This is a genomic window from Arcticibacter eurypsychrophilus, from assembly GCF_001730525.1.
Taxonomy (GTDB): Bacteria; Bacteroidota; Bacteroidia; order Sphingobacteriales; family Sphingobacteriaceae; genus Arcticibacter; species Arcticibacter eurypsychrophilus.
The window spans coordinates 21,884-39,111 of the sequence record NZ_MDFN01000040.1 but is presented as its reverse complement, the minus strand read 5'-3'; the positions used below and the strand labels follow the sequence as shown (position 1 = coordinate 39,111).

The 17,228-nt window shown below is 38.6% G+C and carries 12 protein-coding genes; 2 read left to right on the top strand and 10 right to left on the bottom strand.

Translation table 11 applies throughout. The features are described 5' to 3' along the window. Window positions 1–138 precede the first annotated feature (138 nt). The 3 genes from BFL47_RS17600 to BFL47_RS17590 all read right to left on the bottom strand — a co-directional run bounded on the left by BFL47_RS17600 (window position 139) and on the right by BFL47_RS17590 (window position 4,305). A complete protein-coding gene (locus tag BFL47_RS17600; protein ID WP_069661110.1) occupies window positions 139–1,761 on the bottom strand; it encodes an NADP-dependent glyceraldehyde-3-phosphate dehydrogenase in 1,623 nt (540 codons plus the stop codon). 410 nt (window positions 1,762–2,171) lie between these two features. After that, the gene (locus BFL47_RS17595) at window positions 2,172–3,614 is read right to left on the bottom strand and encodes an MFS transporter (protein ID WP_069661109.1); all 1,443 of its coding nucleotides are present in this window, start codon (window positions 3,612–3,614) and stop codon (window positions 2,172–2,174) included. Between the two features lie 28 nt (window positions 3,615–3,642). Then, entirely contained in the window at window positions 3,643–4,305 is a 663-nt protein-coding gene (locus BFL47_RS17590; RefSeq protein ID WP_069661108.1) for a beta/alpha barrel domain-containing protein, read from the bottom strand. 305 nt (window positions 4,306–4,610) lie between these two features. Between BFL47_RS17590 and BFL47_RS17585 the strand changes: the two genes are divergently transcribed. Then, window positions 4,611–5,636: a sugar kinase gene (locus BFL47_RS17585; RefSeq protein WP_069661107.1), complete on the top strand. Its 1,026-nt coding sequence runs from the start codon at window positions 4,611–4,613 to the stop codon at window positions 5,634–5,636. Between the two features lie 67 nt (window positions 5,637–5,703). Beyond that, entirely contained in the window at window positions 5,704–6,153 is a 450-nt protein-coding gene (locus BFL47_RS17580; protein ID WP_069661106.1) for a YhcH/YjgK/YiaL family protein, read from the top strand. 54 nt (window positions 6,154–6,207) lie between these two features. Here the strand turns inward: BFL47_RS17580 and BFL47_RS17575 are convergent, their stop codons facing one another. The 7 genes from BFL47_RS17575 to BFL47_RS17545 form a co-directional block, all read right to left on the bottom strand. Beyond that, window positions 6,208–7,695 carry a UxaA family hydrolase gene (locus tag BFL47_RS17575; protein WP_069661105.1) on the bottom strand — a complete coding sequence of 496 codons (1,488 nt, stop codon included), beginning with the start codon at window positions 7,693–7,695 and terminating at the stop codon, window positions 6,208–6,210. Between the two features lie 24 nt (window positions 7,696–7,719). Then, window positions 7,720–9,165 carry a tagaturonate reductase gene (locus BFL47_RS17570; RefSeq protein ID WP_069661104.1) on the bottom strand — a complete coding sequence of 482 codons (1,446 nt, stop codon included), beginning with the start codon at window positions 9,163–9,165 and terminating at the stop codon, window positions 7,720–7,722. Window positions 9,166–9,190: 25 nt separating this feature from the next. Beyond that, window positions 9,191–10,213, bottom strand: coding sequence for a sugar kinase (locus BFL47_RS17565; RefSeq protein WP_245681405.1), 1,023 nt, complete (start codon window positions 10,211–10,213; stop codon window positions 9,191–9,193). Further along, window positions 10,210–11,610, bottom strand: a complete 1,401-nt coding sequence (uxaC, locus tag BFL47_RS17560; RefSeq protein WP_069661103.1) for a glucuronate isomerase — start codon at window positions 11,608–11,610, stop codon at window positions 10,210–10,212. Before uxaC ends, BFL47_RS17565 begins: the two co-directional genes overlap by 4 nt. A 35-nt stretch (window positions 11,611–11,645) precedes the next feature. Further along, on the bottom strand, window positions 11,646–13,559 hold the full coding sequence (locus BFL47_RS17555) for a glycoside hydrolase family 88/105 protein (protein WP_069661102.1): 1,914 nt from the start codon (window positions 13,557–13,559) through the stop codon (window positions 11,646–11,648). An 8-nt stretch (window positions 13,560–13,567) separates the two neighbouring features. Next, window positions 13,568–15,244 carry a glycoside hydrolase family 28 protein gene (locus BFL47_RS17550; RefSeq protein ID WP_069661101.1) on the bottom strand — a complete coding sequence of 559 codons (1,677 nt, stop codon included), beginning with the start codon at window positions 15,242–15,244 and terminating at the stop codon, window positions 13,568–13,570. Window positions 15,245–15,545: 301 nt separating this feature from the next. After that, entirely contained in the window at window positions 15,546–17,228 is a 1,683-nt protein-coding gene (locus BFL47_RS17545; protein ID WP_083257258.1) for a RagB/SusD family nutrient uptake outer membrane protein, read from the bottom strand.

Genomic DNA, 17,228 nt, shown 5'->3' with positions numbered 1-17,228 from the left:
GTATAGTTATTTTAGGATCTGACAGTTACCTACCTATATCCTTTCTGTCAACTTCTCTATATTAGATTCATATAAACAAAAAAAGCGCTCTACCTCTTTCGAGACAGACCGCTTCTTTAAAAATTCCTTATTCTTCTCTTAAAAAATATACTTCGTACTCAAGAAGTTCGACGTGTTTTCACTTACAATCTCATTGAACAACTGTTTATTCGTCTCATTCATTTTCGTTGCAACCAGTGACCGCATAGAGAACGACCTTAACGCATCAACGACCGATAAAGTTCCCTCTGCACTATCCTTCCTTCCGGTAAAAGGAAATGCATCCGGACCACGCTGACACTGGCAATTGATATTGACACGACTTACCTGGTTTACCAGCGGGTCAATCAATGCAGAAATTTCTTCCGAATCATTACTGAAGATACTTACCTGTTGTCCATGTGTAGATTCAATCAGGTAATCAATCGGTTCATCCACATCAGAATAAGATACAACCGGAATAACAGGTCCAAATTGTTCTTCCCTGTACAACTTCATGTTCTTATTTACCGGGTAAACAATCGCCGGATACACAAAGGACTCAAATGATTCACCTCCGTGTTCATTGATCACCTTCGCACCGTTCGCAATGGCATCATCAATACACTCTTTCAGATAAGCCGGTTTACCAGGCTCTGGAAGCGGAGTTAAAGAAACGCCTTGTTCCCATGGCATGCCGTATTTAAGTTTAGCTACTTCAATTGAAAGTAATTGCAGGAATTCGTTGACTACTTTTTCGTGGACGTATATAATCTTCAAAGCAGTACAACGTTGACCGTTGAACGATAAAGAACCTAAAACGATCTCACTTACAGCTAATTTAATATCTGCATTTGGAGTTACGATGGCTAAATTCTTAGCATCCAATCCCAGTATGGCACGTAAACGGTTCACCTTAGGGTGAAGCTTCTTTAGCTCATTGGCTACCTTACTGGAACCAATAAGAGTAAGAACATTGATTTTTCCTGACTTCATCAGTTCAGGGACAATGGTTGCTCCACGGCCATAAATCGTATTGACTACTCCTTTTGGAAAGCATTCTTTAAATGCGTTCAACAAGGGGTAAAACAATAACGTTCCGTGCTTTGGTGGTTTAAACATAATGGTGTTACCCATTATTAGAGCAGGGATCAGGGTAGTAAAGGTTTCGTTTAACGGATAATTAAAGGGACCCATACATAATACAACCCCAAGAGGTGATCGTCTGATCTGAGCAATGATGCCTTGTTCTATTTCAAAACGGGATGATTGACGGTCTACGTCTTTCAATGCGTCGATAGTGGCATAAATATATTCGACCGTACGGTCAAATTCTTTTATTGAATCTGCAAAAGATTTACCTATTTCCCACATGATCAGCTTGACAACGGTGTCTTTTTGTGCGATCATCATTTTGGTAAACTTTTCTACGTGATGGATCCGGTCGGCAACACTCATGGTAGGCCATTCTCCGCGTCCGTTATTGTAAGCGGCAACAGCGGCATCCAGAGAGATCATAGCCTCGTCTTGCGTACAGATGGGATAAGTACCGATTAGCTTTCGTTTGAACCCCTCAGCGGTTTTTATACCTACTGGGGAATAAACGGAATGTACATCACCATTCCATTGTTTGATTTCTCCATTACTCAGATATTCGCGTTGATGAACTTCATCGATACGGAATTCTGAAGGAATCTGGTTTTCCTCAACAAATATTGACTCCAGATTTAACTTTTCACTCATAATCGTGTAAGGTTTGTTATTTATACAAGTATATTCTGAGTGATCAGATTCTAAAAATTACCCGACCATCAGATACGCTATGCATCTGGAGGCAAATATAAGTTTATAGGAGCAATCCTCATCCTTTAAATGTAAGGATTTACGCTCTATAGCATTTAAGAAGAGAGTCTTTTTAAAACAAATTCGTAATCAGGAAATATCATGCATTCAGAAGATAAACGGAATGACTATTTATTTCGCATCAAGGGCATGCAAATAAAGGAAATGCTTTTTTCATTTGAGTTTTGGATGCCCAAATCAAAATATTGAAGTAATAGATGGTAACTCGCCAAGCAAAAAAAGAGGCTATCAATTCATGATAACCTCTTTAATACTAAAGAATGTAAAAAATATAAATCTAAAAATCAGGCTTATAAATCAGTAATAGGTGCATATTTAGGAACCAGAGACTTCATTACAACCCATCCAATCAGGTACGATACCGCACAGACAGAAAAGATAATAAAGTATCCAGCTTCTTCACCTTTAAAGCCCATAAATACCATTTGAGTTTGGCCTGCATGATCAAACAGCATACCTGAACTCTTGTTGATAATGAATGCTCCTATACCACCTGCCATACCACCAATACCAGTAATGGTACCAATCGCTTTCTTAGGAAACATATCGCCTACAGTAGAAAATATATTTGCCGACCAAGCCTGATGTGCAGCTCCGGCTATACCGATGATAATAACGGGTAACCAGAAAGTAATATGACCTAATGGTTGTGCCAGCAAGGCAAGAAGAGGAAAGAATGCAAAAATAAGCATCGATCTCATACGGCCTGCATAAGGATCCATACCTTTCTTTTCCACGAAGTAGGTTGGTAACCAGCCCCCGATGATCGAAAGCAATGTGATCATGTAAAGTACGAACAATGGTAATGCACTTTCAGTTGAATCCATACCGTACACGGAGCTTAAATAAGCAGGTGTCCAGAATAAGAAAAACCACCATACACCATCCGTCATAAATTTACCGAATGCAAAAGCCCAGGTTTGCTTGTACCGGAAACATTCCTTAAATGTGATTCCCTTTTCAGGCATTCCATCTGGATTGGCTACGATTTTTTTATCAAACACGATATCCTGCTGAATATAAGCCAGCTCTTCAGGGCTTACTTTAGGATTCACCTCTGGTTTCTTATATATTAAGACCCAAAATCCCATCCATATAAAACCAAGGGCACCAATAATGATAAAGGCCATCTCCCATCCATAAGCTTTAGCGATGAAGGGAACGGATATTGGTGCAGCAAGTGCTCCAACAGTAGCTCCAGCGTTGAAGATACTGGTTGACAGCGCTCTGTCTTTTTTCGGAAAGTATTCTGCAGTAGCTTTAATAGCTGCTGGAAAGTTACCAGCTTCTCCTATTGCTAATACAAAACGTGCAAAGATGAATAACGTTACACTTACGGTAATGATCATTCCTGTATTATCTACCATAGCAATGTGGTGTCTGGCTTCTTCAAAGCCAACGAACCAGTTGCCGGTAGTGATACCTGATGTAGCAATTCCGCAGAATGCATGAAGACAAGCTCCGAACGACCATATTCCAATGGCCAATAAAAAACCTTTCTTGGTGTCTAACCAATCGACTAAACGACCGGCAAATAACATACTTATTGCATAAAAAATAGAAAATAAGGCAGTTATATTTCCATAATCATTGTTTGTCCAGTGGAACTCAGGAGCAATAAAGTCTTTCCAGGTTAGGGAAAGTACTTGTCTGTCCAGATAATTGATTGTTGTAGCAAAAAACAACAAGGAACATATGGTCCACCTGTAATTGCCTATTTTTTTATCACCCATTTCAATTTAGTTTGTGGTTAGCGGCAATTTAATGTTTAATAGACTTGATTGTTTCCATAACCTGTTTGGTTAATGCAATAAGTTCATCATATTTTTTATTTTCCATGATGTCTTTGGTAACGAGTTTACTTCCCATACCAACTGCACATACACCAGCTTTAAACCAACCAGCGATATTTTCACGTTCCAAATCAACACCTCCTGTAGGCATGAACAATAATTTAGGGAATAGTTCTTTAATTCCGGAAAGGAATGAAGGGCCTAAAAGATTACCGGGGAATAATTTAACAAATGTTGCTCCCATGTTTTCTGCTTTGATAATTTCTGTTGGAGTCATACATCCTGGAACCCATAACATACCATTCTTATCAGAAACTTCGGCTACATCTTCAACAAGTCCGGGGCTAATAATATAGTCAGCTCCTTCGTCAATAAATGACTGTGCAGTTGCTGCATCTTTGATAGTACCGATACCTAAGTACATCCCTTTAAGTTCAGCATCACAAACTTTACGCATTGCTTTGAAGTTTTCAAAAGCTGCTTCTCCACGGTTTGTGTATTCTACTGCTCTTATGCCAGCAGTATATAATGCTTTTAATAAATCAATACTTACTTGTGTGTCCTTGTTAAAATAAAGCGGTAAAATTCCTTGTCCGGGAATGACCTTTAAAACTTCTTCTTTCTTACTCATTGTTTTAGAATTTTCTAGGAAATATATTGAGCATAAATGTATAAAATTTAGTTAAGGTTTAATTTAAACATGACTAGAATCATATATTAGAACAGGGTATTATTTTGCTAAAATATCAACAAAATAAAGATTTTGTTACGAAAATGAAAATAAATAGAATTGTTTAATTCCTTAAGTTTATTCGGAAACGATTGCGTAATATTTTGATAAAAGATCGTGTAAAATCAGGTTCTGTCTGACTTTAATAAAGTAATTTTGGTAATTATATTCATAAACCGTTATAATATTAATTTTATAGTTTTAAGATGTCAAAAAAAGTAGTAACCCTTGGAGAGATCATGATGCGTCTTTCCACTCCAGGATTTGAGCGTTTTGTTCAGAGTGATTCTTTCGATGTTACCTATGGTGGCGGAGAAGCAAACGTTGCTGTAGCAATATCAAATTACGGTCTTGATGGCGTATTTGTATCTAAAGTTCCTGATAATGCATTAGGACAAGCGGCTATTAATCACATTCGTCGCTACGGTGTTGACACACAATATGTCGCTCGTGGTGGAAAAAGATTAGGTATTTATTTCCTTGAGACTGGTGCTTCTGCACGTGCATCTCAGGTGATATATGACCGTGCCGATGCTTCAATTGCTGATGCTGAACTGTCAGATTTTGACTTTGATAAAATCTTTGAAGGTGCTGATTGGTTCCATACTACAGGTATTACTCCTGCATTAAGCGACAAAGCAGCTGCTCTTACTCTTGCGGCTTTAAAGGCAGCGAAAGCAAAAGGGATTACAACAAGTATTGACCTTAACTACCGTAAAAAACTTTGGAGCAAAGAAAAAGCCAAAGAAGTGATGACTGAGCTTTGTCAATATGTAGATGTGTGTATCGGTAATGAAGAAGATGCAGAAACTACATTAGGATTTAAAAGCCATGGTACTGACATTACAAAAGGTGAATTGAATTTGGACGGATACAAAGATGTATTCCAACAAATGAAAGAAAAATTCGGATTCAAATATATTGCTTCTACTCTTCGCGTAAGCCATAGTGCTTCTGATAACGGATGGTCTGCATTGGTATATGACGGAACTGAATTTTATCATACTAAAAAATATGAGGTTCGTATAGTTGACCGTGTTGGTAGTGGTGACTCATTCGCAAGTGGATTCATTTACGGATTAGTAACTGGTTTACCAATGGGAGAAGCTGCTGAATTTGGTGTTGCTGCTTCTGCATTGAAACACACTATTCCAGGCGACCTTAACCACGCTACTTTAGCAGAAGTAAGTACCTTGATGAAGGGTGATGCTTCAGGTCGCGTTCAGAGATAAGTTAATTGGATTACATAGATCCGCCGTTTAATTATAAACGGCGGATTTTTTTATTAAAACCAAAATTATGATTATAGATTCATTAGAAAACGCTGAAAAATATTACAGTGTTCACCCTCGTTTTGCTCAGGCATTTGACTATTTGAAAAGTCAGGATTTAAATGCATTGGATAATGGTAAATATCCAATTGATGGTGCAGATATTCATGCTTCTGTATCTGCTAAAGATGGCGTATCTGTAGAGGATGCTAAATTTGAAGCACATAATAACTTTTTGGATATCCAGGTTTGCATTTCTGCTAATGAGAAAATGGGATGGAGCACACGCAGTTTGTGTAACGATCCTAAGGATGCTTACAATCCAGAAAAGGATGTGATTTTTTATAATGACAAACCAGGTATGTATTTCGAATTGAAAGCTGGCCAGTTTGCGATCTTCTTTCCTGAAGATGTTCACGCACCAATGATTGGTGAAGGATTGATTAAGAAGTTGGTTGTTAAGGTTAGAAAAGATTAAAAACAAAGACCGGGTCTTTACGACCCGGTCTCCTCATTGAACACTAAAACCAGCTTAAAGTGTAACTCCTGTTTTGAAAATAGCAATCTCGCGGAAACCTGATTCCTCGTGATGCGCTTTCTCACCGCTGGCAACGCGGATAATTTTATCAATAAACTCTTCCAGAGCTTCAGCAAAGGTCTTATCTTCTGCAAGGGGTCCTGCATTAAAATCAATCCAATGTGGTTTTCTTGAAGCCAGATCTGAATTCGTAGCAATCTTTAATGTAGGAATAAAACTTCCAAATGGTGTACCACGACCTGTAGTGAACAACACGATATGACATCCGGAAGCGCCCAATGCTGTGGTAGCGACAAGGTCATTACCTGGAGCACTTAAGAGATTCAACCCCTTTAGTTTTGAACGCTCGCCATATTTCAATACGTCTACTACATTGGCAATACCACCCTTTTGAGTACATCCAAGTGATTTATCTTCCAATGTAGAAATACCGCCTGCTTTGTTACCCGGTGATGGATTTTCGTAAATCGGTTGCTTCAGATCAATGAAGTATTGTTTGAAATCGTTGATCAAATGCACTGTTTTTTCGAAAACCTCTTCGTTTACACAACGGTCCATCAGGATCGTTTCTGCACCAAACATTTCGGGTACTTCAGTTAAGATAGTTGTTCCACCCTGACTGATTAAAAAGTCAGAGAAATAACCTACCAATGGGTTTGCGGTAATTCCGGATAACCCATCAGATCCACCACACTTCAAACCAACTTTTAGTTCAGAGATAGGGATTGGTACTCTTTTATCCTGCTTAACTTGTGCATAGATTTCTTTTAACAGGTTAACACCTGCCTCTATTTCATCACCTACGGTCTGACTGGAAAGGAACTTAATCCGGCTATGGTCATAGTCACCTAATCCTGTTTCGAACTCATCAATACGATTATTTTCACAACCCAAACCAAGTACCATTACACCACCTGCATTGGGATGAAGTGAAATATCGGAAAGAATAGAACGGGTATTCTGGTGATCATCACCAAGCTGCGAACAGCCATAGCTATGTTTGAACACTTCAATACCGTCGATATCTGTCGGATTAACTTCAGCCTTGAATTCACGGATAATTTGCTCAGCAACACCATTTACGCAACCTACCGTAGGCACAATCCAGATTTCGTTACGAATACCGACTTCTCCGCTTTTACGGCGGTAACCGTTGAATGTTAAGTTACGTTGCGGATGTACCAGTTCATGTAAGGCCGGATGGTAAGCATAATCATATACTTCGCCTAATTTGGTTCTTACATTTTGAACATGTACATGCTCTCCAGTTTGGATGTTCGCTGTTGCTTTTCCAATGGGATAGCCATATTTAATGACATCACCACCTTCTGAAATATCAACAATTGCGATCTTGTGTCCTCGCTCAATGCTGTTTAACAGTGTGATAGATTTTCCTTCTACGTCGATTACTTCCCCACTATTGAAATTCCTTAATGCGATAACAACGTTATCGCGGGAATGAATTTTTATGATCTCTTTCATAACTATGACCTGATGTATTATAACTTATACTGCTTCAATAGCTTTCTGCATACCATTTTTGGTGATGTTAACCAAATGTTTAGTAACCGCATGAGTTAAACCTGGAATTGTATTCAAGTTTAATTTCCAGTTTTTTTCATAAGCTAACACTTCTGTTACCACTGTTTCAAGTGATTCATCACTACCATCATATTTAGCCCATGCATCTTTAAGCAGGATCAGTATTGCAGCATCATCATTTAATGCTATTTCTTCTTCTCCTCTTTTCCCTTTGTAGAAAGTAATAGTTGCTGCTAAAGAAAATGCCAATTTTTGAGGAATATTACCGGTTCTTTTGATGTATTCGGTGATGGATGGTAATACGCGTGTTTCAAACTTAGGGAATGAATTCAGGGAAATACTCATCAACAAATGTTTGATGTAAGGATTTCTAAACCGGTCAATTACTTCTCCTGCAAACTTTTCAAGCTCTTCTTTTGGAAGATCAAGTGTTGGAATAATTTCATCATAGATTGCTTCTTTAATGAATTTACCTACAACAGGATGTTCTACAGCTTCTCTTACTGTATCGATACCATATAAATAGGCTACAGGAACTAATGTAGTATGCGCACCATTTAAAATCCTAACCTTACGGGTACGGTACGGACTTAAGTCTTTTACGTATTTTACATCAAGACCAATTGATGGAAAAGGAAGTTCTTTTTGAAGTGATTCGGGTGCTTCAATTACCCATAAATGGAAATGCTCACCTTCAACAACTTGCTTGTCTTCGTATCCTAATTCTGCTGTGATCTCTGCAATACGTTCTCTTGGATATCCTGGAACAATACGATCAACCAATGTATTACTGAAAGTACAAGCTGAATTTAACCAGGTTGTAAAACCTGCATCAAAACCCCATTTCTGAGCTAACTGAAGGATAATTCTTTTCAGATTATCCGCATTGTTTTCGATCAGCTCGCAAGGAATGATATGCATTCCTTTAGCCTGGTCGCCTGAAAATGTTTCGTAACGGTGATTTAACCATACGGCAAGTTTTGCAGGGTATGAGTTAGGTGGAGTCGCTGTTGGCTCATCATTTTCATCGTAAGCAATACCAGCTTCAGTAGTGTTAGAAATTACGTAACGCATTTCAGGAAGCTCTGCTGTTTTTAAAAACGCTGCAAAATCAGTGTACGGATTGATACCACGGCTGATTACATCAATCGTTTCATGGTAGCTTTCTGGCTTACCGTTTTTCAATCCTCTTAGGTATAAGGTATAAAGGCCATCCTGCTCATTAAGCATGTCAACCATACCTTTATCAATGGGTTGTACTGCGATAACAGAACCATTGAAATCAGTTTTCTTGTTAAGTTCAAAGAACATCCAATCTACGAAACAACGCAAGAAATTGCCTTCTCCAAACTGGAGCACTTTTTCAGGACGTTCAACATAACCTGAAAATACTTTTTTACTCAATTGCATATATAAATTTTTATTATCGTTTAATTTAATCTTTTTGACTGTCCTTCTTTATTTTAGATACCCGAAGAATATCTTGTTTGGTAGAGTCTCCTTGTTCCTGCAACTTACCAAATGCGGCGGCTGTAGCATAGTTTACGGTTTCCTGAGGGGAATGAGACAGATATGATCCATATATTAATCCTCCCATAAAACAATCGCCACTGCCAGAGCGGTCTACCACTCCTACCGTTCTCAATTCAGGTGAATTATACTGCTTGCCACCGGTGTACAAACTGGTATAGTAAGAAAGATCATTCTGGTCACTGTCAAACCGGAAAGTGTTGGCTACTGTTTTGCATTTGGGAAAGCATTCTATAATTTCAAGAGATGTTTTCTTTGCATGATCCAGATAGGCTTGTCTGGTCCCTTTAATATGTATATCTTCATCAATTGATGTGCCAAGCAGGGTGTTTGCAGCCCAGATATTTCCCATGACCAAGTCACAATACTTAACCAATTCAGGCATTACCTCAATAGGCTCTTTCCCATATTTCCATAAGCGGGAACGGTAATTCAGATCGACAGAGATGGTGATGTTTTTCCGGGAAGCCGCTTCTAAGGCTTCTAGACATACATCCGCAACATTAGCATTTAACGCAGGACTAATTGCTGTAAAATTAAACCAGGATACATCCCTGAGTACTTTATCCCAATCAATCATGCCTCTTTTCAGTTCAGAGAACGAAGAGTAGTCCCGATCATATATCACACTACTTTTTAAATCTGCACCTCTATCCAAGTAATAAACGCCAATACGCTTACCGGATAACACTACCGAAGATGTATAAATACCTTTGTACTCCAGGTACTCCAATACATACTTAGACATGAAGTTATCAGGCAATACGGTGCAATACTTGACCGGAATATTCCATCCGGCAAGTGCAGTAGCCGTATTGGCCTCAGCTCCCCCCATGTATAATAGAAAGGGATGTTTTTCCATTTCTTCATCAGAGGAAGGAGATATCCTCAACAATAATTCTCCAAAACAAAGCACTTTACTTATCACCAGTTGATATAGTTTTTAGCGTTATAGTAACTTATGTCTTTTACCACTTTTCCTATCCATTCGATATCATTAGGAAGTTCTCCATTTTCTACTTCTTCTCCGAAAAGATTACACAGGATTCTTCTGAAATATTCGTGACGCGGGTAAGAAAGGAAACTTCTGGAATCGGTAAGCATACCAATGAATCTGCTGATGAGACCCATATTGGATAGCGCATTCATTTGTTTTACCATTCCATCTTTCTGATCAAGGAACCACCATGCTGAACCAAACTGTACCTTACCGGCAACTGAACCATCATTGAAGTTACCAATCATGGTTGCAATTAATTCGTTGTCTGCAGGATTTAAGTTGTAGATGATCGTTTTGGCAAGCTGATCAGTGGCATCCAGCCCGTTAAGGAATTTAGACAATTGTCTTCCCTGACTAAAATCACCGATAGAATCCCAACCTGTATCAGGACCAAGAATAGATAACATACGTCTGTTATTATTTCTTAGCGCACCCAAGTGAAACTGCTGTACCCATCCTGATACATGATCCCATTTGGCAAAATGAACCAGCATAGCTGATTTAAACTTCAACACTTCAAGATCGGTAAGTGTTGCATTGCTTCTTATTTTAACAAAGATCTTATTGATCTCTTCATCGGTATAATCTTCTGCGTAGATCTGCTCTAAACCATGATCAGATACACGGCAACCGTTTTGTTCGAAGTAATCGTGACGAAGTTTTAAAGCCTTTAAGTAGGTATCAAAATCTGCGATACTTAAGTTAGTGACCTGCTCTACTTTAGCGATGTATTCGTTAAGGCCGGCCACATCATCTGCACTCATTGCTTTATCCGGACGGAAAGCAGGTCTAACCTGTAATGCGATTCCTTCTTTAGCAATTTTCTGATGATGTTCTAATGAATCGATCGGATCATCGGTGGTGCAAACCGCTTCCACTTTCATCTTGCTTAATAAACCGCGAACGGAATATTCAGGTGTCTGGAGTTTAGCTGTACATTCTTCATATACCTTTTTTGCTGTGCTGCCAGATAAGATATCCTGTACATCGAAATAACGGCGCAATTCTAAGTGCGTCCAATGGTATAATGGGTTTCTTAGGGTATAAGGAACTGTTTCAGCCCATTTTTCGAACTTCTCATAATCACTTTTTTTACCTGTGATAAAATCTTCATTAACACCATTTGCACGCATTGCACGCCATTTATAATGGTCACCGTATAACCAAACCTGGGTTAAATTATCAAAGTTTACGTCATTGGCAATCTGCTCAGGAATAAGGTGATTGTGGTAATCAATGATCGGCATATCCTTTGCGTATTCATGGTAAAGACGCTCAGCGGTACGATTTGTTAATAAAAAATTATCGTCTAAAAAATTTTTCATGATTTATATATTTATCTCCTTGGGAGATCGTTTTGTTATCTTTTTGCAGCTTGTTGTAACAGCCAATCTGCAAGGTCATTGGCTGCCTTGAAATTATCAAAGTCTGCAGGAAGCTTACGTCCATCTACGTACTCATTGTAAAACCAGGGGTCGCCAATTGCAAATACAGTTCCTTTACCCAATTTCGCAGTAGCCATAATGACATCACCGTTGTGTGTAAAGAAAGGCTTAGCAGGAGCAGCTACTTTTATTGTGCTGAGTTCTTTAATATACAGCTTCTTTGCTGTTTTGAAGATCGCATTACCTGCAGGAACTTTTATAGCCGCCATTTCAAACTGACTGCCTGTAACCGGGTTCTTTTGATCTTCGTTAAAGGTGATGCCGAACCGCTGAGCCAGCTTATTGAAGCTGGTAAATTCAGCGTTGCCAACATCATTGGTCATTAATACCAATACGCCACCAGCTTTCAACCATTTCACTAGCTCAGTTGCATCCTTCGCCTGAACAAAATTAGGTTTCGGTGATTCCTTTTCTGTATCGGGATCTACAATGATGTAGACTGATGAATTTTTTAGATTTAATGCGGTAGGAGCAACTTCAAGACGATTAGTTTTAGCACCTGCATAATTGAATAAGTTTCTCCAAAACCAGAATCCACTATTGGCCTGATCTTCCCAGGTATAATGGAAGCGAACATCTTCTCCTAGTGGTCCTTTTTTACGTTCATTATTGAAGTAATAATCTAAAGTTACCGTTTTACCTAGTCCCGGTTTAGGCAATGTTGCCAATTCCATTTCATTAGCTGCACTGATAAATGCACCAACACCTTTAGGATCATTCGTAATTACCTTTTCACTCATGTAGTATTCGTAACTACCATCGCGATAGGGTGTTCCACCAAGTCCGGAAACGGTTACTGTTCCTTTGAAATTAACTTTTTCTGCATCAACTTCTTCCACAAATTCTTTTTTCATTCCATCATATGCCTTTTGGGCTATTTTGAAATAACTCTGAGGAAGATAACCTTGTCTTACACCCTTAGCGATTGCATAAACGAACATGCTTGCTGCGGAAGATTCGAAATAGTTACCCTTACCGTTGGGAACATCAATGATATCATACCAAAGACCGGATGGCTGTTGAACTTTCCCTACTGCTGTCGCAAAACGGTTTAGAATATCAATCAGTTGTTTTCTTCCTGGATGGGTTTCTGGATAATAGTCTAAAGCATCAACGAGTGCCATTCCGTACCAACCCATTGCTCTTCCCCATACATGTGGTGATTTGCCTGTTGTTTTATTAGCCCATTGTTGTTCTTTTGATTCATCCCAGGCATGTACTAAAAGACCTGTTTTAGCATCTCTGGAATGACGTTCCATGAATACAAACTGGTTAGTAATATCGTCGAAAGCCTTTGTATCATTCGTTATGGCCGAAAATTCAGCGTAAAAAGGCTGTCCCATATAAAGACCATCCAACCACATTTGATTTGGATAGATCCGTTTATGCCAGAACCCCCCTTCTTCTGTGCGAGGGTGCTCGCTAAGCTGATGTCTTAAAAGCTGAGCAGCCTTCAAATATTTTTCCTGTCCGGTTACATTGTACAACAGTAACAATGCCCTTCCATTTTTAACATTGTCTATGTTATGCGATTGCTTGTCGTAGGTGCGGATATCGCCATTTTCCTGAACAAAGAAATCCATACTTTTTTTAATATAATCAAAGTATTTTTTGTCGCCGGTACGTTGCCATACAGAAGAAACACCTTCCAGTAATACGCCCTGATCATAGGTCCATTTAAACGGCCTTCCCACCCATAGCGAGTCACTCCAAATATCCATAACGGTATTTGTCATCCGTTCAGATAAAGGAATAGTCTGTGCCTTAGTTATAAGTACCTGGAAACAGAAAACCAAGGTGAGCGTTAATAATACAGTAATTTTTTTCATATAGATTCCTATTTGATTCTTAATGCTTTCTTATTTGCTCCGTCGTTAAACTCGGCATTACTCTTTGCTATTGTAGTGTTTGTATTGGTTACCGAAATATTGGAACTGCTTGCACCCTTGATGTTAAAAAGCAGCCCGGCGTTCTTATTATATTTTAAACCGTCGAAAGAAAGGGCACTGCTATTTGTGACATTTACAACAGGTGTTGTTTCTTTAACGATGAGATTCACGTTTTTAAAGTAGATATCTTTCGCATCCTGACTCTCAATACCCTTATTTGCCTGGATAGTGATATCCTCCAGATGAATATTGTTAATCTTCATCTCAGGTAATCCTCTGATGAATACAGCGGTTTCAGCACCGTCGCAGACTACATTATTCACGTAAATATCTTTGAATTGCGGAGTTTCTTCAGTAACAGGAAGGAGAACTACTTTTGGTGCTACCCGATTCTCTCCTGTTAAAGGAACGGGATCCACGGCAGCATAATACATATCAAATAATATGGCCTCACTTGCTATATCTTTCATTGTGATATTTTTGATGTATATTTTCTCTACAATACCACCTCGGCCACGTGTAGTTTTAAAACGGATACCGATATCGGTACCGATAAATGTACAATCGGTAACAAATAGATTCTTTGCTCCTCCAGACATTTCACTTCCCACAACAAAACCGCCATGAGCATGATATACGGTACAATTTTTAATTAATACATTTTCGGTAGGCATGGCTCTTTTACGACCCTGTTCATCGCGGCCGGATTTAATACAGATCCCATCGTCACCTACGTCAAATACGCTGTTCTCAATCAGTACATTCTTGCAGGATTCAAGATCTAAACCATCTCCATTCTGACCATACCATGGATTCCTAACTCTAATATCGCTTATTGTTACGTTTTCGCACATTAAAGGATGAACGTTCCATGCGGGAGAATTTTGAAAAGTTACACCTTCGAGTAAGACTTTCTTGCAGGAAGCCAGCACGATCAAATTAGGTCTTAAAAAGTCTTTGATCTCTTCGTAGTCTTTCAATGATTTGCCAGCTTCTAAAATACCTGCCCCTTTTAAGGTTGATCCTTTTAAAGATTGTTCTGAGGGGTACCAAATTCGTCCTTTGGGATCCACTACACCGCCGGAAGCGACTACTTTTTCCCATTGGCTAGCAGTTAGCTTTTCTTTCTTCACCATTCGCCAGGAATCGCCATTTCCATCAATGATCCCTTTACCAGTAATGGCAATGTTGACCAGATTAGTTCCTGAAATAGGAGATTCGTTCCGGACAGCATCAAGTCCTTCCCAGTTTGTTTGAATGAGTTTATATTGAGTATGATCTTTTGTGAAGCTTAATACGGCATCACTTTGAAGATGCAGGTTTACGTTACTTTTTAAGGCAATGGGACCAGTAGACCAAAGGCCTGCAGGAATCAACACAACACCTCCACCTTTACTGCTGCAATCTTCAATTGCATCATGAATACTTTTAGTGTTTAAGGTAAGTCCGTCACTTACAGCACCGTATTTTATAATATTAAAGGTATCCGCTTTGAATGTTGGCTTTTCTACCTTGGGTAAGGTACTGATTGGCCATGAAAGATCAGTTTGTGAAAACGACTGAAATGACGCGAATTGCATTATTCCAATTAAGAATGCTCCTTTTAATTTCTGTTTATTATTCATGTTTTTTTGTTGACACTAAATGCTTAAGCTTCAAGTTTAATGTAATAGGTTGGCCCCTCAACTCTTTCAGCATTTTTGTTACAATTATCTAATCTTTATATGGTTAGTATAAATGATTCATTAAGAATTAAGCAAGATTACAGACTTTAGCCTTAAATAAAGATGAATTAGGGATATATATTTACGCAAACGTTATCGGAGGTAACAAGTATGGCCCGAAAAAAAGAAAGCACCCTGACTAAGGCCGGATGCTTTTCTTTTTCACTATACTCTAACTAACATAACCCAATAAGAATTAGTATCAACGCTGATAGCCTGGATTTTGAGGAAAATCAGCTTCATTTAAATCAAGAGCATCCTGAGGGATTGGACGGTAAATCTTATCCTTTCCATCAAGCCCTTTAAACGCAACGTCGACACCGCCAATTTTTTTTATATCATAGTTGTACTTTCCAACAAATTCTTTCAACTTTCCTGTTCTTCTTAACTCTGGCCATCGAAGATATTCTCCTGCAAATTCCTTTGCACTTTCAATAAGATAAGCATCAAGTGCGGCACTTTGATTCACACTGGTTGAGATGTCTGTATTGGGAAAAAGTTTGATTCCATCCTTTGCATTGCCGGGACGATCCAATACTTTTTGCACATATTGTGAAGCTGTAACAAAATCATTAAGCCCAATGCATGCTTCGGCGTAGATAAAATAGGTTTCAGCACGACGTGCCAAAACGATATCAGTGCTACTTGCATATTGATTAAAAACAGATGCAGTAGCAGGACTATCAAATTTCTTGATTACGGGGGATGCGAAATCAAGAGCATAAGGGCGACGATAGGCTTCTTCATTATATCGAAAAGGATAACATTTAAAGTTCGTTGCAATCCTTGGTTTATGTGCTGCTATCCATGCAAGCGAATCGGCTGTATTAAATTCTTTACCCCATACTCTAGGATAATATGCCCTGATTAATGATTTTGATGTATCAGCTGATGTATAATAATCAAAATACTTATCATAGACCGTGAGCATAAACGTAGCATTATATCGTTTATCATTTTGCAAGTAAAAATTATGCAAGTTCCATGATGGATAAACAGAACCAGTCATCCACTTATGACCATTTTCAGAACCGCCTAGATATGCTCCAAAAACACCCTGTTGGTTATTTCCATTGGTATTAATAGTTAATGATTTTGCATCGTATTGAACAGCAAAAATGAACTCATCATTATTTTGGTTTGAAGGGCCCCACAATGTTTCAAAAGGTATAGTTATAGCTTTTCCTGCAATCGCACTAGTAGCATAGGTCTTTGCTTTTTCGAATGCTGCATTATCCTTCAAATCCCAACCTTTTGTAAGATATACCTTAGCCAGGTAATGATTTGCAACTGTCTTATTTACCCTTGCTTTTTCGGCACTTAAATCAGGAAGCGTTGCTTCCATTTCAGTGATAATAAAAGCATAAGACTCTTCCAATGAACTCCTTGGAATATTTGTTCTTGGACCAAGTGTAGGTTCGCTGTTAATAGCTACCCCCCCAAATTGTTCTACCAATAGAAAATGATAATAGGCTCTTAAAAAGCGAAGCTCCGCTTTATATTGCGCTTTCTTTACAGCTGCAACTGTGGTAATCTCATTGTATTTAAGCCCTATATTAAATATCTGGATGCCATCATAACAATTTTTATAAAAAGTTTTCACATAGGCGTCGGAAGGAAGCAACTGCTGATATTCCAAAATAGCTCTATTATCTGATCCTCGCGCATTCTGATACATATCAGTACCAGCAATAAGAAGCCAGGGCGTATCCCGATATAGTGTCCGTAAAGAACTATATGATGCAGTCATCAAGGTTTCATAACCCGAAGCGGTAGCATAAAATTCATCATTTGAAATCCCCGCTTTATTATCCTCCTCCAAAAAGTCAGAACAACTTACAAACATGAAGTTGCATAGAATAAGCATGTACAATATTTTTTTCAT

What these genes read in the sequence shown, in the direction of transcription:
- BFL47_RS17600 (WP_069661110.1), bottom strand. Translation starts at nt 1,761, where the DNA reads ATGAGTGAAAAGTTAAATCTGGAGTCAATATTTGTTGAGGAAAACCAG.
- BFL47_RS17595 (WP_069661109.1), bottom strand. Translation starts at nt 3,614, where the DNA reads ATGGGTGATAAAAAAATAGGCAATTACAGGTGGACCATATGTTCCTTG.
- BFL47_RS17590 (WP_069661108.1), bottom strand. Translation starts at nt 4,305, where the DNA reads ATGAGTAAGAAAGAAGAAGTTTTAAAGGTCATTCCCGGACAAGGAATT.
- BFL47_RS17585 (WP_069661107.1), top strand. Translation starts at nt 4,611, where the DNA reads ATGTCAAAAAAAGTAGTAACCCTTGGAGAGATCATGATGCGTCTTTCC.
- BFL47_RS17580 (WP_069661106.1), top strand. Translation starts at nt 5,704, where the DNA reads ATGATTATAGATTCATTAGAAAACGCTGAAAAATATTACAGTGTTCAC.
- BFL47_RS17575 (WP_069661105.1), bottom strand. Translation starts at nt 7,695, where the DNA reads ATGAAAGAGATCATAAAAATTCATTCCCGCGATAACGTTGTTATCGCA.
- BFL47_RS17570 (WP_069661104.1), bottom strand. Translation starts at nt 9,165, where the DNA reads ATGCAATTGAGTAAAAAAGTATTTTCAGGTTATGTTGAACGTCCTGAA.
- uxaC (WP_069661103.1), bottom strand. Translation starts at nt 11,610, where the DNA reads ATGAAAAATTTTTTAGACGATAATTTTTTATTAACAAATCGTACCGCT.
- BFL47_RS17555 (WP_069661102.1), bottom strand. Translation starts at nt 13,559, where the DNA reads ATGAAAAAAATTACTGTATTATTAACGCTCACCTTGGTTTTCTGTTTC.
- BFL47_RS17550 (WP_069661101.1), bottom strand. Translation starts at nt 15,244, where the DNA reads ATGAATAATAAACAGAAATTAAAAGGAGCATTCTTAATTGGAATAATG.
- BFL47_RS17545 (WP_083257258.1), bottom strand. Translation starts at nt 17,228, where the DNA reads ATGAAAAAAATATTGTACATGCTTATTCTATGCAACTTCATGTTTGTA.